The organism is Pseudomonas sp. ok272 (assembly GCF_900109995.1).
Classification (GTDB): Bacteria; Pseudomonadota; Gammaproteobacteria; order Pseudomonadales; family Pseudomonadaceae; genus Aquipseudomonas.
The window spans coordinates 1-24,193 of record NZ_FOCB01000028.1 but is presented as its reverse complement, the minus strand read 5'-3'; the positions used below and the strand labels follow the sequence as shown (position 1 = coordinate 24,193).

Here is a 24,193-nt window from a genome sequence, read left to right as displayed (position 1 = left end):
CCTCGGCGAGCCAGCGCTTGGCCTGCTCGACGGTCAGCAGGTCGGCCCCGCCGCTCTCGCAGTTGACCGGCCCCAGGTCGACCTTTTGCATGAAGTGCTCACGGTCCTCGGCACTGTCCAGCACCTGATGGCACTTGGCGGCGGTCCACTGCACCTGGGCGTAGTTCACGTACAGGGTGCTCTTGCGGGAGAACGCCAGCGCCGGGCGCGCCTCGCACATCACCCGCAGATCGACACCGACGGCTTTGCCCTTGAACAGCAGCTCGGTGACCATGCCGTTGTCGAGGCGGTACTCGTACAGCTGGTTGTCGAGGCTGTCGATGATGTACAGCCAGCCGTCACGCAACAGCCGCACGCCCAGCGGCCGGGTTTGCAGGGTGTAGGGCCGTTGCAGCTCGGCGCCGGGGTCCATGATTGGCTCCACCAGGCCGTAGCGCAGGGGCAGGAGTTGCACGTGGGATTGCTTGAGCGGGCAGGTGCCGAGGGTGCCGAATCGGGCTTTGGAGGCCGTGGCAGCAGCGAGGTTGGCAGGCGCGATCATGGGCGCTCCCTTTGGCTAACAAAAGGGCGAACTCTGAGGATGACACGGGAGAACTTAAATCGGACTGTTCGTTTTAGTGCGTAGGCTGATTCTGTATTTCTTCGGTGATCCTGTCTGTGTTGGCAACGGACTTAGACATTCGAACAGCCGGTGGCTAGTGCGCTGGGGTGCGCAGCGGCCCCCGATTAAAGGGACTGGCTGTGCCGTCCACTGCTTTCGCGAGCAGGCTCGCTCCCACAGGGGATCTGGGTTGGGCATAAGTCTTGTGTTCACCCAGGAACACTGTGGGATTTGGACTTGGCCCAGGCCTGGTGTTCACCCCGAACCATTGTGGGAGCAACTGTCTTAGCCATGCCGCTCGTCACCGCCATCGCCGGCAAGCCGGTCTCGCTCCCACAGGAATCTGGGTTGAGCCCGTAGGAGCGAGGCTTGCCCGCGAACCGGCCAGTCCATCCAACATCAATGTCGTCAGGTTTACCGCCTTCGCGGGCAAGCCTCGCTCCTACAAGGAATCCGGGCCTGACACGGGATGGGTGTTCACCGTGGACCAGGGTGGGAGCGGGACCGGCTTGCCGGCGAAGAGGCCGGCACAGTCCAGCGCGAGCAAGCGCGATCGCCACGGTGCTTTTTAGGCGCTGGACCTGTAGCCGATGATCGCTCACCAATACGCTTGCCGGCCTTGGCGCGCGATGGTTTGCTCGACACCAAAGAACAGCGCTTGCGCCAGCCGTGAGCCAATATCGCCGCGATAGGCCCTGAGCATTCTCTGCTCGCTCTGCCCTTCCACCGGCACAAAGCTGACGTAGCGTTGCTCGGGCAACTTCAAGTGCCCGGCGGTGAACTGCGCGGGGGCGTCCTCGGCGCCGCGATAGTGAAAATGGGCGTAGGCCAGTGGCCGGCGTTCGGTGTCGCGGATCAGGTATTCCTGCAGGTAGTCGTGGTCGCGCCGCAGCTTGACCCGGCCTTCGATCTTGACGATGTCGATCTGTGCCTGAGCCTTCAGATAGTCGATACGCGTCGCCTGCGGCGGGTTGTGCTTGATGATGTCGATGCGCAGTTGCCGACCCTCTTCGACCAAGTCGCTGGCCGCCTGTTCAAGGCTGTGCAACAGGCTGCGCTCACGCTCACTGCGTCCGGCGCCGCCCCCGTGTTCGCGCTGCTCGACGGCCTGTTGGATTTTCTTCGCGTGTTCGCGCAACCCCTCGGCAACCCGCGTCAACTCTGCCTCGACGCTGATCGGGGAATTGGACTTCTGCGCGGTTTTTCGCGCTTGGCTGATCGCGCGATCCACCCGCCCCAACAAACTGTCGGCGTCGCCCAGCAGGCTCTTCACCCCCCGCAGCGGCGCATGGGCGCGAGGCGGGCGGGGGATTTCCTCCCACTCCCCGCCCTGGGGGTTTTGTTTGAACGCCCCCAGCGGTTGCTGGTCGATCGGGTCTTGCACGTCGACAATTTCCTCATCCGAATCGGGGGTGCTCTCGCGTACCCGGCCCCGCAGGACTTGTTTGTCGCGCGTCACAATCAACCGCTGCCGGGAGCCGGATACACGTCGAGCCGGGGGCTCGGGCTGGGGTTCGCGGGCCTGTTCCTTGAGCAGCAGTGCCTGGGCGTGCTGCGCCTCGACTTGGACGTCGACGATTAACATCGTCAGTTGGTCGAGGTAATGGGCCTCGAACAACTCCGGGTAGGCCTGCCCCATAAAGTCGAGGCGATCCTGGATCACCGCGTATTGATCGAGGACGTTGCCCAGCAACTCGATGCGCGTGCCCCGTGCCAGCTCTTCGGCCGCCAACAGGTTCTTGTGCGAGATCACTTCACGCACCAACACGTCCAGCGCTTGCTTGGTGGCAACAAAGTCCGCGTACTCCTCGGGCAAGGGGCGACGCCTGAGCACCAACCCTTGCAGGACTTCGACCTGCTTGACCCGCCAGTCCAGCGGGGTCCAATTGGCGCTGGCCGAGTCCGACAGCGAACGGGTCGACGGGTTGTAGCCGACCATCGAGGCCAGTTCCTCCAGGCGCCCACGCTCCTTGAGGCTCAACTCAAGCAACTGTTCGTTGAGCCCGGCCAAGGTCCGCAGGCTTTCGATGCTCTCTTGATGGGCCTGGGCGCTGACCTGTTCATCCGCCGATTCCAGGGCCACATACCAACGTTCGGTGGTGGCGGCCGATGGCCGGGCGGCACTGCGTTCAAGCACCCGCAACGCCATCTGCCGGCGCAGGTTATCGACGTGGTCCTCCAACTGCTCGATCAGTTCGGCCTCGAAGCGGGCCATGGGCTGGTTTTCATTCTTGCGCTTGAACGCCTCGATCCGTTGCACCTGCGCCTGCGCCTGCGCGTGCAGTTGCTCCTGATAACGCAAGTGGATGGTGTGCCGATGCTGATCAGTGAACGTTTGCTTCTTGCTGACGTGCATGCGGTGGTAGTAGGTAAAGGCGGTGTTGACCTGTTCATCGGCCTTGAGCAAGGTTGCCAGCGAGCGGGCGTATTGGTCCGCCAGGTCGAGGTTGCGGCGCAACAAATCGGTGCGGCTGGGCAGTGTATTTTTCCTCGGCATGCCGCCGACCAGGCGCAGCCTGAAATCAAACGACCAGTGGCCATCGCCATCGCGGGTGACCCAGGGGCCCAGGCGCGTGGCGGGTGTCAGATCGATCACCCGGTAACCACCGTCGAGCGCCGACACCGGGTACAACTCTCCGTCGATCAAGGCGTGCAGATGAAAGCGCTGGGCGCTGCTGTAGACCCGGTACAAGCCTTTGGTCACCCCCTGCGTCTCAATGAACTCGGGGGTCGCGGGCTGGGGCTGGAACGCCACCGCGCTGTGCGCCTGCCACCTGAAGCTCAGCAGTTCGGCGTGACGCCCAGGCGACAATTGGGACCTGGCGCTTGACCAGGAGGGCGTGGACATCGGGCTGACATCGGCCAGCGGGGCAACGCTCAGCAGCGGCGCCGTTGACTGGCGGGTGATCGTCGGCGCAGGCAGCAGACGGGGCCGCGTGGCCCGGGTCCATGGCTTCACGTGCGCCAGGCCCAAGCGTTCGTCCAGCGTTGCCACGTGATGCAGCAGCACCCCCGCCAGCTCGGCGAGAAACGTCGCCGTCGCCTCGGCACGGGTCGCCTCGTCCGCCTCCTGTGGCAACGACACCCAGGCCTGGGCGCTGTGCATCAGTTGCAACAGCCAACCCGCCGCCGCCAGCGGGCCGCGCAACAACGGCAGCGTGGCACTGAACAGCTGCCACAGGTCATGGCCAAACCCGGCCCAACGCTGTGCATCCGTGGAGTGCGCTTGCTGCTGCGCCTGGGCCACCAGCGCCTGGGCATGTTCACGGAACACCTGAGCCAGGAAATCCCCCTCCACCTGTCGGTCGCTGAGCAAGGCCGGCGATGACCCGGCAATCGGGCCGAACTCATCACCCGGCAGATGACGCTGCACATGGGGGCTCAGAAACCCGCCATTGCCAAACAACGCCCGGCCGGTTTCATCCAGGCTGTTCAATACCGCCTCATTCAATGGCGTGCCACTGCGCGCCAGGGTGTCGAGCAAGGTTTGCCGCGACGCGAACTGTTGCAGGACCTCGGGCCCGGCAGGCCGATACAGCACGTGGGGCGAGGTCGCGACATCTGCCGCGCCGATGACGAACAGGTTGTGCGCCACGTGCACCCGGCCTCCGGCGTGGGTCAGGAAGGCCAGTGGCCGGGCAACGATGTTCGCCTGCCCGGCGCCCTCTGGCGCGAGCAACGCCTGGATCACTTTGAACCCGGCGCTGGTGAATCCGTGCCGCTGGCGCAGGGTATTTTCCAGGGCCAGCAGCGGCAGTTGCGCACGCGCCTGCGCGCAAAACAGGTGCTGGCGGCGCTGCACCTGGGGCTCGTCGTCGAGCAATTGCGCTTTGAGCAGCGCCGGGTAGCGCTGGCCGATATCCACCCGCTCGATCAGCGACTTGAGGTACGCCACGTTGATCCACCAGGTGGGCACATAACCGGGCTCGGCCAGGTTGATGATCTCGACACGGGCGTAGGGGCTGGCGAAGGGGTTGTCCAGCGCCCACTCCGTCAAGGTCCGTTGCGTGGTTTGCGTCCAACTCACCGTCCCTCCCTGGGTCCGGGTGAAGCGCAGCGCGTAGTGATCCGGGTCGATGAGCACTTCCCGGGGATGGTCCTTGGCCATTTGCGCCTGCAACGCGTTGCGGGTGTAGACGTTGATCGGTTCCAGGCCATCCAGGTAACTGGCGCCGGCGGCGTCACGCTGGACCCTGGCCAACCCATCGAGTCCCTGGCTATAGCGTTGGCGCGCCTGGGGCGAGGCGGTTTGCAGCCACACCGGCAAGCTGTCCTGGGTCAGCCCGGCGCCCGACGCGAACCAGCGATCCGGGGCCGTCAGGTCGGCGCACAGCTGCTGGTAATAGGCGACGCTGGGGAAGCTCGACCAGCAGATGTCGGCCAGGTCACGCAGTTGCTTCTCCAGCAACGACTGGGCCAGGCGATCAAACACATCCTCCTCGGGTTCGTGCAAGGCCCAGCGAATCGACTCGCCGGGGTGCCAGCGGCTCATGTAGCGCGGTAACAGGGCATCCAGGTCATTGAGCGAATCCAGGCTCAGCAGGCTCGCCCCCGGGCTGTAGACGTAGGACTGGCTCCTGGCCGCCCACTGGCGCTGGATCACCAGCACACTCAGCCACTCCCCCGCCCGGGCCCCGCTGATGGCATAGATGAGGAATACCCTGAACCGGTTGGGCCCCGCCGTGCGGTCGCGATCGGCCTTGAGGGCATACAGGTTGGCGAGCATCTGTTGCTCTTCCAGTCGCTGTAGCGGCGGGCTCTGCCGGGCATGGCGCAGACAGCGACTCAACTGTTCGGAGACGATCCGCCAGCGCGTCGAAAGGGGGTCGATGGCGCCTGGGGTTTCGCTCCAGTAATCGGCCAGTCGCGCCTGGAACTGCCCGAGCAACACCGGCGCAAGCTGATTGATCAACTGCTCCAGGTCATCGACCGTCAACCCCGCGCCCAACGGGACCGGCGAACGGCCTGCGATGCTCAACACCACGTGATGACCGGGGGTGTAATTGACCGCCGAGCCCTGCATCACCCGGGCGATCAAGGCCTCGGCCAGCGGCATCACCTGGTGGTAGGTCACGGCCCCACCTTCGGCGGCCAGCTCGGCAATCTGCCCGATACCCAGGCGGCCGGCCCGCCAGGTATGGGGGGCAAAACGCTCATCGAGCGCCTGTTGGATCACGTCGTTGGCGACGTCCGCCAGACTGGGTCGATCCGCAAATACCCGGTGTAGATAAGCCTGTGACCGGGCGAGTTGATCAGGTTCGGATGAAGGCGTGTGCATGGCAGGTTTCCTGGTAAAAACCCGGAAACTAGGCGCCCCGCTGCATCGCTGGGCGGTAGACAGTTACCCCCGCCCGCCCCGTCGCCGATTCCACCCCCCACCTGGGCAATGTCCGACCGCGGGTTACCCCCGATCAGCGCGCCGACGGCCTTGCCAGCGATCCAACCGCACCACCACCAGGGCAATCCCGACAAACGCCAGCAGGATGCCGACGGCGTTCAGGAACACCCGGGGATAACCCAAGGTGTCGACATCGATGAACGGATACGGGTACAACCCCAGCACCTGCCCGCGCAACAGTGAGTACGCGAAGTACACCAGCGGATACAGGGTCCACAGGCCCACGTGTTTCAGGCGCAAGGTGCCCTTGGGCACGCACGTCCACCAGTAGCCGAGAAACAGCAGCGGCATGATGTCGTGCAACAACTCGTCGGCGACCCACTGCCAGCCCTGGGGCGACCACAAGTGCCGCAACAACAGGCTGTACGTCAGGCTCACCAACACGATGCTCACGGCGATGCCACTGCTGACCGAAGGCAGCAGGAAGAACGTGCGGCCCCGCGAGGCGCGCGGCGTCACTGCGCAGGTCAGCACCACTGCCACCAGGGTGTTGCTGAGCACGGTAAAGAAGCTGAAGTAGCTGATCAGCCCGCCCATCAGGCTGGCGTCCAGACTCCAGCGCCCGTACAGCACCAGGTACAGCTGGATGCTCAAGGCCAGCCAGCCAAGGACCGCGCCCGCCCTGATCAGCCCCGGAGTGCGGCTTGGCGTGGGGTGCATCGCCCTCAGACCGGACGCTTGGTGCGCATCAGCTTGATGTACAGCCGCTCGACCTTCTCCCGCGCCCACGGGGTCTTGCGCAGGAAGGTCAGGCTCGACTTGATGCTCGGGTCGCTCTTGAAGCAGCGAATGTCGATGCGCTCGGCCAGCCCCGACCACTCGTAGTGTTGAACCAGCGCGTTGAGGATCTGCTCCAGTGTCACGCCATGCAGCGGGTTGGTGTCGTGTTCGGTCATGCCGGGCCTTTGCGCGTAGAGAAGAGAGAAGGCGCGCACCTTAGCCGAGGGGCTCAACGGGGGAAAGCGTTGAGTGCGCGTTGGGGTAAATGTAGGCCAGTTTCTCCCATGGCAGTGGCGATTGCCGTAGCAGGGTACTGTCAGGCATGCGCTTCACGATCCAGAACATCGCACACCCACTGATTGATACTTTTACGCGCCAACTGGGCTTTTACCGCCACGCTCGCATGAAGCGCCGGTTCCAGTCGCAGGCTGATGTTGCCGGAGTAGGGTTTCTGTGGGGCACGGCCAAGTTTGGCGCACGTGTCCAGGTAGTCGGTCACGGCCTCTGCAAATGCCGCGCGAAGTTCGCCCACTGACTCACCGTGGAAACCCACGACATCCTGGATGCCCGCGATATGGCCGATAAACAGGCCGTCTTCCTCGCTGTACTCGATACGGGCGGCATAGCCTTTGTAATTCATCACGTTCATGGGGTGACTCCTACCTGTTCAAGGAAAGCCCGCGCATCACGCACCTGATAGGGCTTGGCCTCTTTATCCGGGTGTGGGCGATGGAAGGTTGCAACCGCGCCATTGAGCTCAAATCGTACCCGTGCGCCTCGCGAAACCCTCCTGGCCCATGCCTGCGACTTTGCCTTTGGTTTGATCAGGCACGGGCACACGACTGTTACCAAATCCGAAAGGCTCCATGCCGAGAAAAGCGCTTTTACTCTTTGTTACAGATCTTTATCCTTGCCACCCTCAAGCTGAAACGCTTCACCTAAGCATTTCCCAGCCTCTATTGCGTTCATCCCCTTAAGAAAAGACCAGAATTCCTTCTTTATGCCCGATCTCAAGACTCACCGAGACAGCGCTATCTTGGCTGCTGTGACTGCCCGTAAAACCTTCAACCTGCTCAGTGGTCTGAGCGTCCTGGGCCTCGCCACCTGCGCCCAGGCCACTCCCGCCTTCGACAGCGAAGCGCCGTGGATGCTGGGCGACTGGAACGGCACGCGCTCCGCGCTGGCGCAACAGGGCTACGACTTCAAGCTCGACTACACCGGTGAGATGGGCAGCAACCTGCACGGCGGCTATGACCACGACCGTACGGCACGCTACAGCGACCAGTTCGGCCTGGGCACGCACCTGGACTTGCAGAAGCTCCTCGGCTGGGATGCCGCCGAGTTTCAACTGACGATCACCCAGCGTAGCGGCAACAACATCAGCAACGATCGAATCAACGACCCGCGTGTCGGCGGCTTCACCTCGGCCCAGGAAGTCTGGGGACGCGGCCAGACCACGCGCCTGACGCAGATGTGGTACCAGCAGACATTCCTCGACCAGACACTCGACATCAAGGCCGGTCGCTTCGGCCAGGGCGAAGACTTCAACAGCTTCCCCTGCGACTTCCAGAACCTGGCGTTCTGCGGCTCCCAGGTGGGCAACTGGGCCGGTAGCATCTGGTACAACTGGCCGGTCAGCCAATGGGCGCTGCGGGTCAAGTATCACGTGAGCCCCGAGCTGTACGCGCAAATCGGCGCCTATGAGCAAAACCCCTCCAACCTGGACCGTGGCAACGGCTTCAAGCTCAGCGGCAGCGGCACCCAAGGCACCGTGGTGCCAGTGGAACTGGTGTGGACCCCCACGTTCGACGGCCTGCCCGGCGAGTACCGCGCCGGCTACTACTACAGCAGCGCCAAGGCCAGCGATGTGTACAAGGACCGCAACGGCCAGCCGGCGGCCTTGAGCGGCGAGGCCTACCGCAGCGCATCGAGCAAGCACGGCGTGTGGCTGGGCGTGCAACAACAGGTGAGCAGCGTGGCCAGCGACCATTCCCGTGGCCTGAGCGTGTTCGCCAACGGCACGCTGCACGACAAGAAAACCAACGCCATCGACAACTACGTGCAGGCCGGCGTCGTCTACAAAGGCCTGTTCGATGCCCGCAGTAAGGACGACATCGGGTTTGCCATGGCCCGGGTCCACGTCAACCCGGCCTACCGCAAGAACGCCGAAGCGAGCAACCAGGCGCACGGGGTCGATGACTCCGACAACCCGGCCTACCTGCCTCCCCAGGACACCGAATACAGCGCCGAACTCTATTACGGCGTGCACCTCACGAACTGGCTGACCGTGCGCCCGAACCTGCAGTACATCCGTCATCCCGGTGGCGTGAATGCGCTGGATGACGCGCTGATTGGCGGGATCAAGGTGCAATCGTCGTTCTGAGCCCTTTTATCTGAACCCCTTCAATCAACCCCGCCCGCGCCAGTTCGTCATCTACAGTGAAACTGCGCGGGACCCTTTTAAACGTCACGGAGAATCGCACTATGAGCACTGAAGGTGCTTCAAGTCCTAGTCGCCTGCTACCGAGCCTGCTCGGTATCGCGCTGCTGCTTATGGGCCTGGCTATGCTGGCTGGGGGGATCAGGCTGAGCATGCTTGGCGGTTCCTGGTACTACCTGCTGGCCGGTATCGGCATTGCACTGACGGGCGTCCTGCTCATCATCGGTCGGCGGATCGCGCTGGCGCTGTACGCGCTGGTATTGTTCGCCAGCACCCTGTGGGCGCTGTGGGAAGTGGGCCTGGACTGGTGGCAACTGGTGCCGCGCCTGGCGCTGTGGTTCGCCATCGGCGTGGTCTTGCTGCTGCCGTGGTTCCGTCGTCCGCTGCTGCGCGATGGCCCGGCCCCCATGGGCTCGGCGGCCCTGAGACTGGCCGTTATTTTGGCCGGCGCCACCGCCGTGGCCAGCCAGTTCACCCACCCGGGCGAGACCTTCGGCGAACTGGGCCGTGACAGCGCCGACATGACCAGCACCGCTCCGGCCATGCCCGATGGCGACTGGCAGGCGTATGGCCGCACCGAGTTCGGTGACCGCTATTCGCCGCTCAAGCAAATCACCCCGGACAACGTCGGCACACTGCAAGAAGCCTGGCGCATTCGCACCGGCGACCTGCCGACCGCCGATGACCCGGTGGAACTGACCAACGAAAACACCCCGCTCAAGGCCAACGGCATGCTCTATGCCTGCACCGCCCACAGCAAGGTGCTGGCGCTGGACCCGGACACCGGCAAAGAGCTATGGCGCTTCGACCCGCAGATCAAGAGCCCGGTAGGCTTCAAGGGCTTTGCCCACATGACCTGCCGTGGCGTGTCCTACTATGACGAAAATGCCTACGCCAAGGACGAGAACGCAGCCTCCACTGCGGCCATCTCCGAAGCCGGCAAAGCGGTGGCCCAGGCCTGCCCACGTCGCCTGTACCTGCCCACCGCCGATGCCCGCCTGATCGCGCTCAACGCCGACACCGGCAAGATCTGCGAAGGCTTCGGCAACAACGGCGTGGTCGACCTGACCCAAGGCATCGGCCCGTTCACCCCGGGTGGCTACTACTCCACCTCGCCGGCTGCCATCACCCGTGACCTGGTGATCATGGGCGGCCACGTCACCGACAACGAATCGACCAACGAGCCGTCCGGCGTGATCCGCGCCTATGACATCCGCGACGGTCACCTGGTGTGGAACTGGGACAGCAACAACCCGGACGCCACCGAACCGTTGGCCCCGGGCAAGATCTACAGCCGCAACTCGGCGAACATGTGGACCCTGGCCAGCGTCGACGAAAAACTGGGCATGGTCTACCTGCCACTGGGCAACCAGACCCCAGACCAATGGGGCGCCGACCGCACCCCCGGCGCCGAGAAATTCAGCGCCGGCCTGGTCGCCCTGGACCTGGCCACCGGCAAGGTGCGCTGGAACTACCAGTTCACCCACCACGACCTGTGGGACATGGACGTCGGTAGCCAACCCACCCTGCTGGACCTGAAAACCGCCGAGGGCATCAAGCCGGCCGTGATCCAACCGACCAAACAGGGCAGCCTGTACGTCCTGGACCGTCGCGACGGTACGCCGATTGTGCCGATCCGCGAGATCCCGGTGCCACAAGGCGCCGTCCCAGGCGACCGCACCGCACCGACCCAGGCCCGCTCGGACCTCAACCTGCTGGCCCCGGAACTCACCGAAAAAGCCATGTGGGGCGCCAGCCCGTTTGACCAGATGCTGTGCCGCATCCAGTTCAAGGAACTGCGCTACGAGGGCCAATACACCCCGCCCTCCCTGCAGGGCAGCCTGATCTATCCGGGTAACGTTGGCGTCTTCAACTGGGGCGGCGTGTCGGTCGACCCGGTCCGCCAGTTGCTGTTCACCAGCCCGAACTACATGGCGTTCGTCTCGAAAATGATCCCGCGCGCCGACGTGGCAGCCGACAGCAAGCGCGAAAGCGAAACGGCGGGCATCCAGCCCAACACCGGTGCGCCCTATGCCGTGACCATGCACCCCTTCATGTCGCCCCTCGGCGTACCGTGCCAGGCCCCGGCCTGGGGCTACGTCGCCGGCATAGACCTGACCACCAGCAAAGTGGTGTGGAAGCGCAAAAACGGCACCAGCCGCGACAGCTCGCCACTGCCCATTGGCCTGCCACTGGGCGTGCCCAGCATGGGCGGCTCGATGGTCACCGCCGGTGGCGTAGGCTTCCTCAGCGGCACCCTCGACCAATACCTGCGCGCCTATGACGTCAACAACGGCAAAGAACTGTGGAAAGCCCGCCTCCCGGCTGGCGGCCAAGCGACACCCATGACCTACACCGGCAAAGACGGCAAGCAATACGTGCTGTTGGTCGTTGGCGGCCATGGCTCCCTGGGCACCAAAATGGGCGACTACGTGATCGCCTACAAACTGCCGGAATAAACCCCAGCAGCCACGGCATAAGGCGACGTCTGCAAGGACGTCGCCTTTTTTTATGCGCAATGTTCAGAGCCGCCTTCGCGGGCAAGCCTCGCTCCTACAAGAAATCCGGGCCTGACACGGGATGGGTGTTCACCGTGGACCAGGGTGGGAGCGGGCCTGCCCGCGAAGGCGGCATGTCTGAGGCCATAATCGGCGCCTGACAGACCCTTTTCGCGAGCAGGCTCGCTCCCACAAGGTCCTGCGGATGCACACCAAACGCGTGTACGACTCAACACTGTGTGTGGGCTTGCCCGCGAAAGCGGTACGTCTGGCGACATCGATGTTGAATGAGCTGGCCTCTTCGCGGGCAAGCCTCGCGCCTACGGGCTCAGGCCTGGATACACCTGAAGAATCACCTTCGCCAACAGGCTCACTCCAACAAGGTCTCAGCAAGATACGTAACAACCCGCTGACCAAACAAACCCTCACCACCATTGAAACCACCCCCCACCTGCCCCATCTAACTCCCATACCCCATTGCGCAGGTGCCCCATGAGCGACCAGCAAGAATTCCCCCAGGACCCGAGCGAATACGCCGACCCCGAACACGCCGAACACCACGACGCCACCGGCAAAGGCCTGGCCCTGCCAGGGCAAAACCTGCCGGACAAGGTCTACATCATCCCGATCCACAACCGCCCCTTCTTCCCCGCACAAGTGCTGCCGGTCATCGTCAACGAAGAACCCTGGGCCGAGACACTCGACCTGGTGGCCAAGTCCGAACATCACGCCCTGGCCCTGTTCTTCATGGACACCCCACCCGACGACCATCGCCACTTCGACACCTCACGCCTGCCGCTCTACGGCACCCTGGTCAAGGTCCACCACGCCAGCCGCGAAAACGGCAAACTGCAATTCGTCGCCCAGGGCCTGACCCGCGTACGCATCAAGACCTGGCTCAAGCACCATCGCCCACCGTACCTGGTGGAAGTCGAATACCCGCACCAGCCGAGCGAGCCGACCGATGAGGTCAAGGCCTACGGCATGGCCCTGATCAACGCGATCAAGGAACTGCTGCCACTCAATCCGCTGTACAGCGAAGAGCTGAAGAACTACCTCAACCGCTTCAGCCCCAACGACCCGTCGCCGCTGACTGACTTCGCCGCCGCACTGACCTCTGCCAAAGGCAGCGAATTGCAGGAGGTGCTCGATTGCGTCCCCATGCTCAAGCGCATGGAAAAAGTCCTGCCGATGCTGCGCAAGGAAGTCGAGGTCGCGCGCTTGCAGAGCGAGATCTCCGCCGAGGTCAACCGCAAGATCGGCGAGCACCAGCGCGAATTTTTCCTCAAGGAACAACTCAAGGTCATCCAGCAGGAACTGGGGCTGACCAAGGATGACCGCAGCGCCGATGTCGAACAGTTCGAACAGCGCCTGACGGGCAAGGTCCTGCCGCCCCAGGCGCAGAAGCGCATCAGCGAAGAAATGAACAAGCTGTCGATCCTCGAAACCGGCTCGCCGGAATACGCCGTGACCCGCAACTACCTGGACTGGGCCACGTCGGTGCCGTGGGGCGTGTACGGCGAGGACAAGCTCGACCTCAAGCACGCGCGCAAAGTGCTGGACAAGCACCACGCCGGGCTCGATGACATCAAGGACCGGATCCTCGAATTCCTCGCGGTCGGCGCCTACAAAGGCGAGATCGCCGGCTCCATCGTGTTGCTGGTCGGCCCGCCTGGCGTGGGCAAGACCAGCGTCGGCAAGTCCATCGCCGAATCCCTGGGGCGTCCGTTCTATCGCTTCAGCGTGGGCGGCATGCGCGACGAAGCCGAGATCAAGGGCCACCGGCGCACCTACATCGGGGCGTTGCCCGGCAAGCTGGTGCAAGCGTTGAAAGACGTCGAGGTGATGAACCCGGTGATCATGCTCGACGAGATCGACAAGATGGGCCAGAGCTTCCAGGGCGATCCGGCCTCGGCCCTCCTGGAAACCCTGGACCCGGAACAGAACGTCGAATTCCTCGACCATTACCTGGACCTGCGCCTGGACCTGTCCAAAGTGCTGTTCGTGTGCACCGCCAACACCCTGGACTCGATTCCCGGTCCCTTGCTGGACCGCATGGAAGTGATCCGCCTCTCGGGCTACATCACCGAAGAGAAAGTCGCCATTGCCAAGCGCCACCTGTGGCCCAAACAACTGGACAAAGCCGGCGTGGCGAAAACCAGCCTGTCCATCAGCGACAGCGCGCTCAAGGCGTTGATCGACGGTTACGCCCGTGAAGCCGGGGTGCGCCAGTTGGAGAAACAACTGGGCAAGCTGGTGCGCAAGGCCGTGGTCAAGCTGATGGACGATCCACAGCAGGTGATCAAGATTGGCCCCAAGGACCTCGAAGCCTCCCTGGGCATGCCGGTGTTCCGCAACGAACAAGTGCTGTCCGGCACCGGGGTGATCACGGGCCTGGCGTGGACCAGCATGGGCGGCGCCACGCTGCCGATCGAAGCCACGCGCATCCACACCCTCAACCGGGGCTTCAAGCTCACCGGGCAACTGGGGGATGTGATGAAGGAGTCGGCCGAAATCGCCTACAGCTACGTCAGCTCACACCTCAAGCAGTTCGGTGGCGACGCGAAGTTCTTCGATGAAGCCTTCATCCACCTGCACGTGCCGGAAGGCGCCACCCCCAAGGACGGCCCGAGTGCCGGCGTGACCATGGCCAGCGCCCTGCTCTCCCTGGCACGTAACCAGGCGCCGAAAAAAGGTGTGGCCATGACCGGCGAACTGACCTTGACCGGTCATGTGCTACCGATTGGCGGCGTGCGCGAGAAGGTGATTGCCGCACGCCGGCAGAAGATTCACGAATTGATCCTGCCGGAGCCCAACCGCGGCAGTTTCGAAGAGCTGCCGGCGTACCTGAAAGAAGGGATCACCGTGCACTTTGCCAAACGCTTTGCCGATGTGGCGAAAGTACTGTTCTGATAAAAGCAACTCACCGCACCGTCAATAAAAAGGCCAGGCTTATTACCTGGCCTTTTTTAACCCACGCTTCTTCATGACATATATCGTCATCATTCCTCCCGGCAACCTGTTAGTTCTAACAGTACAGTCGACGCTTACCAACCTATATGTTCACGCCTCCCGATCTTTCTCGGACTAAGCACACAGGACGTAGTACCCATGGATATCAAACAACGAAGATTCTCCCTGGACCACGACACTAACAATACAATCGAATTTCGTCGCTGCTGCACCCACAACTATTTGACGGCCACGCTCCAGGGGCGCGAGCCCTTCATCGCCGAAGAATTCCACGCCAGCGCTGGAAACCGGGAGATCCTGGCCATTTTCAAGGCCGGCAAGAAACACACGGCACTTGATCGAGCCCTCGATATTTACCTGCCCAAGGATATTGAAAGCGGCACCTACCCATTAAATAGCGCTGATCGATTAATAGAAATTGCCTTTACCGAGAACTTCCCAGCGTACGCAACCCATTGGACAATCACCGGCACGATGAACTTATCGGTGAATAGCGAAGCACTGCAATATTCCGGTCACATTCAATTAGTGTTCAAGGGTCGAGAAGGCGGCGAGTTTACCGCCGACAGTGAGTTTGGCTTTTCGCTGTCGACCTGAAGCCCGGTGGACAGTCCAACTAATATCGCGCTGACGTGACGACGCCCCTCACCCCTGGTGTCGCTGGCTGCCACCTCCTGCTGGTTCGAAAACCTCAGCAGGCACTGACGTTCCAGCGAACCGGGGCGCTCTGAACACTCGCGCCCTGATTCACCACGCCGCACCGGTCACACTTTGTCTCATCTTCGGTTATGCTCGCCGTTCGTCGCGAAATCCGGAGCGCCCGATCCAATGTCCCCAACCCGCCTACTGCTGCCCTTGAGTCTTCTCCTGTTGACGGCGTGTGCCGCGCAACCGAAACACAATGTGACGGTGGAAGAGCAGAGCCAATGCCCGCTGAGCCTGATCAATGGGCAGAACCTGATCCTGACCCTGCCGAGTAACCCGACCACGGGCTATCGCTGGGCAATCCAGGATTCGGCGGGAGGCGTGCTGCGAACCATCAGCCCCGAGGTCTACAGCAACCCCAAAGACAGCGGTCTGGTGGGCGCCGGCGGGCAGTCGACCTGGCGCTTCCAGACTTTCGCCACCGGCAACGGCCGCTTGCGCCTGACCTCGCAACGACCGTGGGAGCCGGAGGCAGAGCCTGCGCAAACCTTCGACTGCACGATTACGGTGAACTGATCATGGGCTGGCTGATTCTGGCATTGATGGGCGCGGCGACCTTCCTGTACGGGGTGAGTGTGCACGCCGAGTTGCTGTGCCTGCTGGTCAAGCCGTTGCCGGTCCTGGCGCTGCTGGGCTGGCTGCACGACGCGCCCCCCAGTGACTATCGGCGCTGGATCAGCCTGGGGCTGATCTTCTCCCTGCTGGGCGACGTGCTGCTGGCGTGGCCCGGTGACTTGTTCGTGTTTGGCCTGGGGGCATTTCTGGTGGCGCACCTGGTGTACCTCAAGGCTTACCTGAGCGATTGCCGGCGCCTGGCGCCCTTGCCGTTAGTGCTCGCCCTCGCCGTGGGCGCGGTGCTGCTGGGGATTCTGATTTCCAGTGGTCTGGGCCCGCTGCTGATTCCGGTGATCGTCTATGGCCTGGCCATCAGCGCCATGCTCTGGCGCGCCCTGGCCCGCCTCGGCACCGACGTGCCCAAGCGTTCGGCACTGCTGGCCGCCGCCGGCGCGGTGGCGTTCGTGTTCTCCGACAGCGTGATTGGCATCAGCCGCTTCGTGATGCCGTTCGATGCCGCGCCCTACGTGATCATCCTCAGCTACTGGCTGGGGCAATGGGGGATTGCGGCGTCGGCGTTTCACCAACGACCACGCTGAACGCTTCGCGACGATACGGCGATCCGACAGGCTCGCTCCCACAGAGAGCCTGCGACGGGATCTAGATCTCGCCGCCCCTTGTGGGAGCGAGCCTGCTCGCGAAAGCGGTGTACCTGGCACCCCATCAGACAACCCGCGCATCCCCCCGCCAAGTTCGCTAAAATGCCGGCCTTTTCCACATCCGCCGCTGGAACCGCCGTGAGCAAAGACCCCGATCGCCTTTTCGCCCAGCCTTTGGCCCAGGTACCTGACTTCGCCTTTAACGAGGACGTGGTGCGCGTGTTCCCGGACATGATCAAGCGCTCGGTGCCGGGTTACCCGACCATTGTCGAAAACCTCGGCGTACTCGCGGCGCAGTTCGCCCAACCGGGCAGCGTGCTGTATGACCTGGGCTCGTCGCTGGGCGCAGTGACCCAGGCCCTGCGTCGTCACGTACGCACCGACGGTTGCCGGGTGATCGCGGTGGATAACTCCGCCGCCATGGTCGAACGCTGCCGCGAGTACCTCAACGGCCAGGACTCGATGTTCCAGGAGTTGCTGCCGGTGGAGGTGATCGAAGGTGACATCCTCGCCCTCGACTTTCAGCCTGCCTCAGTGGTGGCGCTGAACTTCACCCTGCAGTTCATTGCTCCCGACCAGCGCCTGGCCCTGCTCGGGCGCATCCGCCAGTCGCTGTTGCCCGGCGGCGCGTTGATCCTCTCGGAGAAACTGCGCTTTGAGGACCCACAGCAACAGGCGCTGCTCACCGACCTGCACGTGGCCTTCAAGCGCGCCAACGGCTACAGCGAACTGGAAATCGCCCAGAAGCGCAGCGCCATCGAAAACGTCATGAAGCCCGACAGCCTCGAAGAACACCGCGAGCGCCTGCTGGCCGCCGGGTTTTCCAGCGTCGTGCCGTGGTTCCAGTGTCTTAACTTTGCCTCGTTGATTGCCTTGCCATGATTGATCTGTCCCCCCTCGCCCGCCGCCTGGCCGGTACGCCGCTGGCCGATTGGGCCAACACCCTGCAGGCCCAACTCGACACCAAGATGCAAAAGGGTCACGGCGACCTGGAGCGCTGGCAAAGTGCGCTGGACGCCTTGCCGAAGATCCAGCCCACTGAGGTCGATCTGCTACACGGCCTGACGCTGGATACCGAGTGCGACGAGACCACCCGCGGACAAATGCGCAGCGCCCTGATGGGCTTGTCGCCGTGGCGCAAAGGCCCGTTCGACCTGTTCGGCGTGCACGTCGACACCGAGTGGCGCTCGGACTGGAAATGGTCGCGAGTCGCCCCGCACCTGGACCTCAAGGGCAAGCGTATCCTCGATGTCGGCTGCGGCAATGGCTACTACATGTGGCGCATGCTCGGCGCCGGCGCCGACAGCGTGATCGGCGTCGACCCCAACTGGCTGTTCTTCTGCCAGTTCCAGGCGGTGCAGCGTTACTTGTCCGAACCCAACGCCTGGCACCTGCCGTTTCCCTTCGAAGATTTGCCGCCGAACCTGGAAGGCTTCGACGCGGTATTTTCCATGGGCGTGTTCTACCATCGCCGCTCGCCTATCGAGCACCTGCTGGCGCTCAAGGATTGCCTGGTCAAGGGCGGTGAACTGGTGCTGGAAACGTTGGTGATCGAGGGTGACCAGCAGCAGGTGCTGGTGCCGGAAGACCGTTACGCGCAGATGCGCAACGTGTGGTTCCTGCCGTCGGTGCCGGCGCTGATGCTGTGGTTGCGCCGCGCCGGGTTCAGCGATGTGCGCTGCGTGGACGTGAGCACCACCACGGTCGAGGAACAACGCGGCACCGAGTGGATGAAGTATCAATCGCTGAGCGACTTCCTCGACCCGGCCGACCACAGCAAGACCGTCGAAGGCCTGCCGGCGCCGATGCGCGCGGTGATTGTGGCGCGCAAGTAACTGCGATCTCACAAACCAGCAAGCCCCTCCTGTGGGAGCGAGCCTGCTCGCGATCGCGGTGGGTCAGCCAACTGGGATGTTGAATGGACGGCCATCATCGCGAGCAGGCTCGCTCCCACAAGGGGTTGGGGGGTCAGTCTGAAGGCTTTGCTCGCCGGGCCTTGAAGAATGCGCTCAACACCGCCCCGCACTCTTCGGCCAACACCCCGCCTTCAAACAGCACCCGATGATTGAGAAAGCCCTGGCTGAAGAACTGCCCCTGGCTTTGTACGATCCCGGCTTTGGGTTCCAGCGCGCCGTAGACCACCCGGGCGATACGCGAATGCACAATCAGGCCGGCGCACATGCTGCACGGCTCCAGCGTGACGTAGAGCGTGCTGCCGGGCAGGCGGTAGTTGTTCACGGCCTGGGCGGCGGCGCGAATCGCGACCATTTCCGCGTGGGCGCTGGGGTCGCTGCCGCTGATCGGGCAATTGAAGCCGCGACCGATGATTTCACCGTCCTGCACCAGCACTGCGCCCACCGGCACTTCCCCCAGGGCTGCCCCTTGCGCGGCGAGGAGCAGGGCTTCGCGCATGAAGTCCTGGTCGCGACTGCGGTCGATGATCTGCGCGGGGCGAATCTGGCGCATCACGCCACCTCGATGGCGGCCATCAGGCCGGTTTCCATGTGGTCGATCACGTGGCAGTGAAACATCCACACCCCCGGGTTATCCGCCACCAGCGCCACTTGCGCACGCTCGTTCTTGCCCAGCAGGTAGGTATCGGTGAAGTACGGGATGATCGTGTGCCGATTCGAGGCAATCACCTTGAAACTCATGCCATGCAGGTGAATCGGATGCTGGTACTGGGTCATGTTCTTCAATTCGAAAATGTAGCTCTGGCCCAGCTTGAGCTTGGCAATCGGGCGGTCGGCGCAGGTCTTGTCGGTGATGTCCCAGGCCTGGCCGTTGATTTGCCACAGGCTTGGCGGCTTGCCGTTGTCGACGTTGACCGACACCGAACCGACCCACTCGAAATTAAAGTTGAGCTTCTGCGCATTGGCCATGTCCGGCTCGGCAACCGGATTGGCTGGCAGCGCGGCAGGCCACTGGGTCGGGGCGTCGCTGTTGGCCACCGAGCGCAAGGTGCCCAGGCGCACCGGGCCGTTGCGCAGGGACAACTCCTCGCCGGCCGGCGGTGCCTTGATCGCCAGGCAAATGCGCATGCCCGGGCCCAGCCAGTATTCCTTGCCCAGCGGCCGCGGTTCGACGGGATTGCCATCCAGGGCGTAGATCTGCGCTTCGACGCCGGGAATGTTGATCCGATAGGTCAGGGTGTTATCGAGGTTGAGCAAGCGGACCCGGGTGATCTGCCCGGCGGGCAGCTCAATCACCGGCGATGGCACGCCGTTGATGGTCGACAGGCGTCCGGCGGTGCCGCCACGCGCCGCTTCCCGGGGGATACTGAACTCGACGAAGTTGCCCTGCTCATCGATGTGCCAGTTCTTCAGGCTCAGGGTCTTCTCGTACTGGAAGCCGGTCGGCTCGCGTTCTTCGACGATCAACGGCCCCACCAGCCCGCGACCCAGCTCTTCGCTGCTGCTGACATGGGGGTGATACCAAAAGCTGCCGGCATCGGGCACGCGGAACTGGTAGTCGAAGTACTCGCCCGGCAACACCGGCAATTGCGAGACGTAGGGCACGCCGTCCATCTCCAACGGCAAGCGGATGCCATGCCAGTGGATGGTGGTGGCCACCGGCAGGTGGTTGATGAAGCGCACCCGCAACCACTCGCCCTGGCGTACCCGCAACTCGGTGCCCGGCGCCGAAGGCCCAAACGCCCAGGCTGGGGTCTTGTGCCCAGGCACCAACTCGACATCCAGCGGTGCGGCAATCAACTCGTAGTCATGCCCGGCGTTGGCGTCCGCCATCTTGCCCAGCCAGTAACGCGACGCACCACCGGCCCCGACGCCCACCACGGCCAGACCGACCAGACCACCGAGTATTTGTCGACGGGTAAAGGACATGGACTCAACTACCTCACGTATCTACCGCAGGCTCTGGGCCTGCAAACGGCGAATAAGATACACCCGCAATTGCGAAACAGTAAGGGTGGAGAGGCAATGGGACGCAGGTGCACGCACCTGCTTTTCGCACGCGGATCGTCGATCCGTCTGAAGCAACTCGCTCCTGTAGTCCTACAGATTCGCTTGCGCCCGCCCAGCATAGTGCCGACCTCTTACTGATCACTCTCTCAAGGACTGAGACATGAATTCTTCTGATACAAGCGACGCATTCCTACTTCCCAACCCGGCCGACCACCAGGCCCTCAAAGACCTGATCATCCCCTTCGTGGAAGCCTGCCCCGACCTGCATGACATGGCGTATAGCGCCGCCCAGGGCATCCTGGACAAATACGCCATCACCGACCTGGGCCCTGACCAGGTGTGGTGGCACCGCTTCAACAACACGTCCGTCAGCAGCAACACAGCGTTTCTGTTCTGGGAGCACTACCCCAGCCCCATCGAGTCACTGACCTTGACCCAACTGGTGGCTCAGCGCTTTCAAGCTCACGACCAGGACAATGCCGACCTGTTGGACAGCGACGGTGGGTTCTACAACCAGGACGCCCACGCCCCGATCTACAACGAAACCAACGAAGTCAAGATGTACCCCAGCCAGGTCATCAACGACCTGTGGCGGATCAACTTCCACGATCGCTACTGGGAAAAAATGGGCGACTTCTGGACCCGCCATGGCGATGACTACCGAACCCTGGCCAAGCTCAACTTCATCGCCAAGGCGCTGGAGGAACATGACGGCTCACGCCTGAGCAATGAAAACCTCAAGACCGTGCTCAAGGCCGTCGCGGGCAATATTTCCTGGCCCATCACCCTGGACATGCTCAAGGCCCAGGCCCCTGCCGTCGAAGGGTTGCGGGTCACGCCGTTGTACCTGGGCGACTACCGCGCCAGTGACATCCTGCGCATCATCGACCCGCAGGGCCGGCAGATCCTCTACACCCCCGGCGAACAGGACGCCTTCCATGTCTTTGATTCGGCCCATGACCTGCACTGGTGGCTGCTCGGCCAGAACAATCACCCGGACAACCGCGCCCGCTTCATGGCCCACTTCCCGCTGTCTGCTCAACAGCAGGATAAGGACAACGTCGGCCTCAACCATGTGATTGACCTGCTCTACGCCACGTGGGGCCACCACGACCGCAGCCTGTTTGACCAGCGCACCCCCGACCTGGGCGTTGATGCCTTCACCTACCTGCGGGACTCGACCCGGGACCGCATGTTCAGCGATGCCGACCTGTCGCTGCGTTCCAATGGCGACCTGCGGGAAAAGATGTGGATCGGCTACCTGACCGTCACCACCCGCCTGTTTGGCGCGATGGCCGTGGTCGGCTGGCCGGTGGCCCTGGCCGCGGTCGGCGCCGGCCTGGCCAACATCGGCCTGAACATTGACCAAGCCATCAACGGCGCGAACGCCAATGAACGCAAGGCCGGGGTACTCGGCGCGATCTTCGCCAGCCTCGACACCGTGTTCAACGCGCTGGCCCTCGGCGGCTCGGTCGAACTGACAGAGGTCCAGGACGCCGCGCTGGAGTTCAGCCCCCAGGCCAACCTGGCCGCCGAGGACCTGCCCGCCTACACCGCCACCCAACCGAGGATCGCGCTCGCCGCCCCGGGCCATCACTATGTCAGCGAAGCCGAGGATCTGCTGGCACCGTTCCAGACCAATGAAGTGTTCGACGGCCTTGAGGTGTCCAGCACCGAGGGCAAGTACCGCAACGTCTACCTCCCCGAGGCAGGCGGGGCCTACATCAAGGTCAACGACGACTTCTACCTGGTGCGCTACGTCAACGAAATGCAGACCTGGGCCATCATCGACCCGGCCAACCCATTTTCATTCCAGCGCAGTGTGCCGGTCCGCCTGAATGCCGAGGGGGAATGGGAAAGCCTGACGCGCCCCGGGCTGTACGGTGGCGGAAAGATCTTCGACAAGTTGCCCTGGGGCCGCTCCGCCACGCCGCTGCCTGATGTCGACAGCGCCCCCACGCCCTATGACGTACCGCTCGAACTGCGCGACGAGCTGCAGCCGATGGCCCGGGGAACCCTCAGCGAACGCGCGCTGGATGACCAGTTCGTCGACATTACCGGCTCAGAGAGCGCCCTGACCACGTTCAAGGCCCTGCGCCGAACCTTGTACCGGGACGCCGAGGCGTTCTTCGCTCGCACGACACTGGCGCCCAAGCCCGCCGTCCCGGTCTTCGGCCCAGGCAGCACGCCCAAGGACATCATCAAACGCTTGCTCAAGGACACCCAAAAACTGGTGATCGGCGAGAACCACGCCAGCATCGGCAGCAAGCAGTTTTTGATCGAAAACATGGAGCCCCTCGCCAAACAACGGGTCAAGACCCTGTACATGGAACACCTGCTCACCGACTTCCACCAGGCTGACCTGGACCTCTTCAACCGCGACGGCGTTCTGTCGGACAGCCTGGAAAGTTACCTGAAGAACCTCGACAAAGGCCACGGCACTGACCCTACTACTCGGTTCACCTTCCTGGAACTGGTCAAGAGCGCGCAAAAGAACCACATCCGCGTGCAAGCCATCGACTGCGCCGCCAGCTATCGCTCAACAGGCATACTCGGCGCCTCGGCCAACTACCGGCAGAAGGTGATGAACTACTTCGCCAAAACCGTCATCGAGGCCGATCAAGCGGCCAGGGGGGCGCACCATTGGGTAACGCTGGTCGGCGATAGCCACGCCACGACCTGGGACAACGTGCCCGGTATCAGCGAACTGGAAGGTGGCATTGGCCTGCGCGTAGAAAGCAGCCCGCCCGGTGGCACCACTCAAATTGAAGTAGACCCGGGCAGGCTGGCCCAACTCCCGGACGGCCTGGGAACCGCCCTGGTCAAAAACGACTTGCGCCTGCAACTGGCGCTGCCACCCGCGCTGATTCGCGAGCAAGCCATCGGCGCGGCACTCGACAAGCCCGGCATGCTCACCCTCGAACAGACCGGCAGCCAGATCGAGTTGATTCACCGCAGCCGGGACGGCTCGCTGGTGCACACGCCCATCCACAAGGATGGCGCAGGCCTCTACGTCATCCGCCCGCAGTGGGGCAGCCTGAGTAACCGGCGCTTTGCCAAGCTGGCCGACCTCGCCGAGGCACTGGATCGCATTGGCCTGAATCGGGTCCGCGTGCCGTAACCGGGCACAAAAAAACCGTGTGAACTCACGTTCACACGGTTTTTTCAGGGGGTTAGCCGCGGTCCAACCAATCGGTCAGGCGGGGATCATTCCCACTCTATTATAAATAGATTCAAAAAACCCATATAAATCAATATATTAATCAAGTAAAAGATAAAAAAACCATGAAAAGTACCATGCAGAATCGAAACACCACTCAAGAGGCTGGATCAGCGTCTTTAATAGCAAAGACAGCCGAAAGCTGACGCTCCAGGACGGCCAATTCATCGTAAGCGCTCCATAATCCCCACATTCAAAGTCACCACCTGATCCCCGATGCTGTGCTCCCGATTCCTTTACGGAGCCAGCACCTCATGATGCGTCCCGACGCAAAAGTTGAAAAAGTCTATCTCTACCCCAAGCCCGTCGACTTCCGAAAATCCATTGATGGCCTCGCCGCTCTGGTCGAACTGGACATCAAGGTCGCGGTGTTTGACCCGGTGCTTTTCGTGTTCCTCAACAAGCCTCGAAACCGAGTGAAGATTTTGTACTGGGAGCGCAACGGCTTCTGCCTTTGGCTAAAGCGCCTGGAGTCCGAGCGCTTCAAAACATCGCCGGATT

General features: G+C 62.9%; 18 protein-coding genes. 10 read left to right on the top strand and 8 right to left on the bottom strand.

The window, feature by feature from the left end; all coding sequences use genetic code 11:
• The 6 genes from BMW74_RS23835 to BMW74_RS23810 form a co-directional block, all read right to left on the bottom strand.
• Positions 1-541, bottom strand: a 541-nt coding sequence (locus BMW74_RS23835; protein ID WP_371911851.1) for a toxin VasX, incomplete at its 3' end; no start/stop codon positions are given.
• A 658-nt stretch (positions 542-1,199) separates the two neighbouring features.
• Positions 1,200-5,879, bottom strand: coding sequence for a coiled-coil domain-containing protein (locus BMW74_RS23830; protein WP_093426559.1), 4,680 nt, complete (start codon positions 5,877-5,879; stop codon positions 1,200-1,202).
• Between the two features lie 123 nt (positions 5,880-6,002).
• Entirely contained in the window at positions 6,003-6,659 is a 657-nt protein-coding gene (locus BMW74_RS23825; protein ID WP_093426558.1) for a Pr6Pr family membrane protein, read from the bottom strand.
• Between the two features lie 5 nt (positions 6,660-6,664).
• Positions 6,665-6,895, bottom strand: a complete 231-nt coding sequence (locus BMW74_RS23820) for a VF530 family protein (protein WP_093426557.1) — start codon at positions 6,893-6,895, stop codon at positions 6,665-6,667.
• 140 nt (positions 6,896-7,035) lie between these two features.
• Positions 7,036-7,368, bottom strand: coding sequence for a type II toxin-antitoxin system HicB family antitoxin (locus BMW74_RS23815; protein ID WP_093426556.1), 333 nt, complete (start codon positions 7,366-7,368; stop codon positions 7,036-7,038).
• Positions 7,365-7,547, bottom strand: a complete 183-nt coding sequence (locus BMW74_RS23810) for a type II toxin-antitoxin system HicA family toxin (protein WP_093426560.1) — start codon at positions 7,545-7,547, stop codon at positions 7,365-7,367. Before BMW74_RS23810 ends, BMW74_RS23815 begins: the two co-directional genes overlap by 4 nt.
• Before the next feature lie 172 nt (positions 7,548-7,719).
• Between BMW74_RS23810 and BMW74_RS23805 the strand changes: the two genes are divergently transcribed.
• The 8 genes from BMW74_RS23805 (at position 7,720) to cmoB (ending at position 18,384) form a co-directional block, all read left to right on the top strand.
• Positions 7,720-9,102: a carbohydrate porin gene (locus tag BMW74_RS23805; RefSeq protein ID WP_093426555.1), complete on the top strand. Its 1,383-nt coding sequence runs from the start codon at positions 7,720-7,722 to the stop codon at positions 9,100-9,102.
• A gap of 101 nt (positions 9,103-9,203) precedes the next feature.
• Positions 9,204-11,618, top strand: coding sequence for a glucose/quinate/shikimate family membrane-bound PQQ-dependent dehydrogenase (locus BMW74_RS23800; RefSeq protein ID WP_093426554.1), 2,415 nt, complete (start codon positions 9,204-9,206; stop codon positions 11,616-11,618).
• A gap of 531 nt (positions 11,619-12,149) precedes the next feature.
• The gene (gene lon / locus BMW74_RS23795; protein WP_093426553.1) at positions 12,150-14,570 is read left to right on the top strand and encodes an endopeptidase La; all 2,421 of its coding nucleotides are present in this window, start codon (positions 12,150-12,152) and stop codon (positions 14,568-14,570) included.
• A gap of 198 nt (positions 14,571-14,768) precedes the next feature.
• Positions 14,769-15,227 (top strand): hypothetical protein, encoded by a 459-nt coding sequence (locus BMW74_RS23790; RefSeq protein ID WP_093426552.1) that lies wholly within the window; start codon positions 14,769-14,771, stop codon positions 15,225-15,227.
• Positions 15,228-15,458: 231 nt separating this feature from the next.
• Positions 15,459-15,851, top strand: a complete 393-nt coding sequence (locus tag BMW74_RS23785) for a protease inhibitor I42 family protein (RefSeq protein ID WP_093426551.1) — start codon at positions 15,459-15,461, stop codon at positions 15,849-15,851.
• Between the two features lie 2 nt (positions 15,852-15,853).
• On the top strand, positions 15,854-16,489 hold the full coding sequence (locus BMW74_RS23780; RefSeq protein ID WP_093426550.1) for a lysoplasmalogenase: 636 nt from the start codon (positions 15,854-15,856) through the stop codon (positions 16,487-16,489).
• A gap of 198 nt (positions 16,490-16,687) precedes the next feature.
• Positions 16,688-17,431, top strand: a complete 744-nt coding sequence (cmoA, locus tag BMW74_RS23775) for a carboxy-S-adenosyl-L-methionine synthase CmoA (protein ID WP_093426549.1) — start codon at positions 16,688-16,690, stop codon at positions 17,429-17,431.
• Positions 17,428-18,384, top strand: a complete 957-nt coding sequence (cmoB, locus tag BMW74_RS23770; protein WP_093426548.1) for a tRNA 5-methoxyuridine(34)/uridine 5-oxyacetic acid(34) synthase CmoB — start codon at positions 17,428-17,430, stop codon at positions 18,382-18,384. Before cmoA ends, cmoB begins: the two co-directional genes overlap by 4 nt.
• Positions 18,385-18,517: 133 nt before the next feature.
• On the opposite strand, the gene tadA is transcribed toward cmoB, so the two are convergent.
• Both tadA and BMW74_RS23760 read right to left on the bottom strand, forming a co-directional pair.
• Positions 18,518-19,015, bottom strand: a complete 498-nt coding sequence (gene tadA, locus BMW74_RS23765) for a tRNA adenosine(34) deaminase TadA (RefSeq protein WP_093426547.1) — start codon at positions 19,013-19,015, stop codon at positions 18,518-18,520.
• On the bottom strand, positions 19,015-20,391 hold the full coding sequence (locus tag BMW74_RS23760) for a multicopper oxidase family protein (RefSeq protein WP_093426546.1): 1,377 nt from the start codon (positions 20,389-20,391) through the stop codon (positions 19,015-19,017). The genes tadA and BMW74_RS23760 overlap by 1 nt, the downstream gene beginning before the upstream one ends.
• A gap of 241 nt (positions 20,392-20,632) precedes the next feature.
• Here BMW74_RS23760 and BMW74_RS23755 point away from each other — a divergent pair, with 241 nt between their 5' ends.
• Together BMW74_RS23755 and tnpB are read left to right on the top strand one after the other, a co-directional pair.
• Positions 20,633-23,593: a membrane-targeted effector domain-containing toxin gene (locus tag BMW74_RS23755; RefSeq protein WP_093426545.1), complete on the top strand. Its 2,961-nt coding sequence runs from the start codon at positions 20,633-20,635 to the stop codon at positions 23,591-23,593.
• Positions 23,594-23,946: 353 nt separating this feature from the next.
• On the top strand, positions 23,947-24,193 hold a 247-nt coding region (gene tnpB, locus BMW74_RS23750), incomplete at its 3' end, for an IS66 family insertion sequence element accessory protein TnpB (protein WP_139202109.1).

Coding starts and splice junctions, on each gene's coding strand:
- lon (WP_093426553.1), top strand. CDS start 12,150: ATGAGCGACCAGCAAGAATTCCCCCAGGACCCGAGCGAATACGCCGAC.
- BMW74_RS23805 (WP_093426555.1), top strand. CDS start 7,720: ATGCCCGATCTCAAGACTCACCGAGACAGCGCTATCTTGGCTGCTGTG.
- BMW74_RS23760 (WP_093426546.1), bottom strand. CDS start 20,391: ATGTCCTTTACCCGTCGACAAATACTCGGTGGTCTGGTCGGTCTGGCC.
- BMW74_RS23780 (WP_093426550.1), top strand. CDS start 15,854: ATGGGCTGGCTGATTCTGGCATTGATGGGCGCGGCGACCTTCCTGTAC.
- BMW74_RS23825 (WP_093426558.1), bottom strand. CDS start 6,659: ATGCACCCCACGCCAAGCCGCACTCCGGGGCTGATCAGGGCGGGCGCG.
- tadA (WP_093426547.1), bottom strand. CDS start 19,015: ATGCGCCAGATTCGCCCCGCGCAGATCATCGACCGCAGTCGCGACCAG.
- BMW74_RS23785 (WP_093426551.1), top strand. CDS start 15,459: ATGTCCCCAACCCGCCTACTGCTGCCCTTGAGTCTTCTCCTGTTGACG.
- BMW74_RS23790 (WP_093426552.1), top strand. CDS start 14,769: ATGGATATCAAACAACGAAGATTCTCCCTGGACCACGACACTAACAAT.
- BMW74_RS23815 (WP_093426556.1), bottom strand. CDS start 7,368: ATGAACGTGATGAATTACAAAGGCTATGCCGCCCGTATCGAGTACAGC.
- BMW74_RS23820 (WP_093426557.1), bottom strand. CDS start 6,895: ATGACCGAACACGACACCAACCCGCTGCATGGCGTGACACTGGAGCAG.
- cmoB (WP_093426548.1), top strand. CDS start 17,428: ATGATTGATCTGTCCCCCCTCGCCCGCCGCCTGGCCGGTACGCCGCTG.
- BMW74_RS23830 (WP_093426559.1), bottom strand. CDS start 5,879: ATGCACACGCCTTCATCCGAACCTGATCAACTCGCCCGGTCACAGGCT.
- BMW74_RS23800 (WP_093426554.1), top strand. CDS start 9,204: ATGAGCACTGAAGGTGCTTCAAGTCCTAGTCGCCTGCTACCGAGCCTG.
- BMW74_RS23755 (WP_093426545.1), top strand. CDS start 20,633: ATGAATTCTTCTGATACAAGCGACGCATTCCTACTTCCCAACCCGGCC.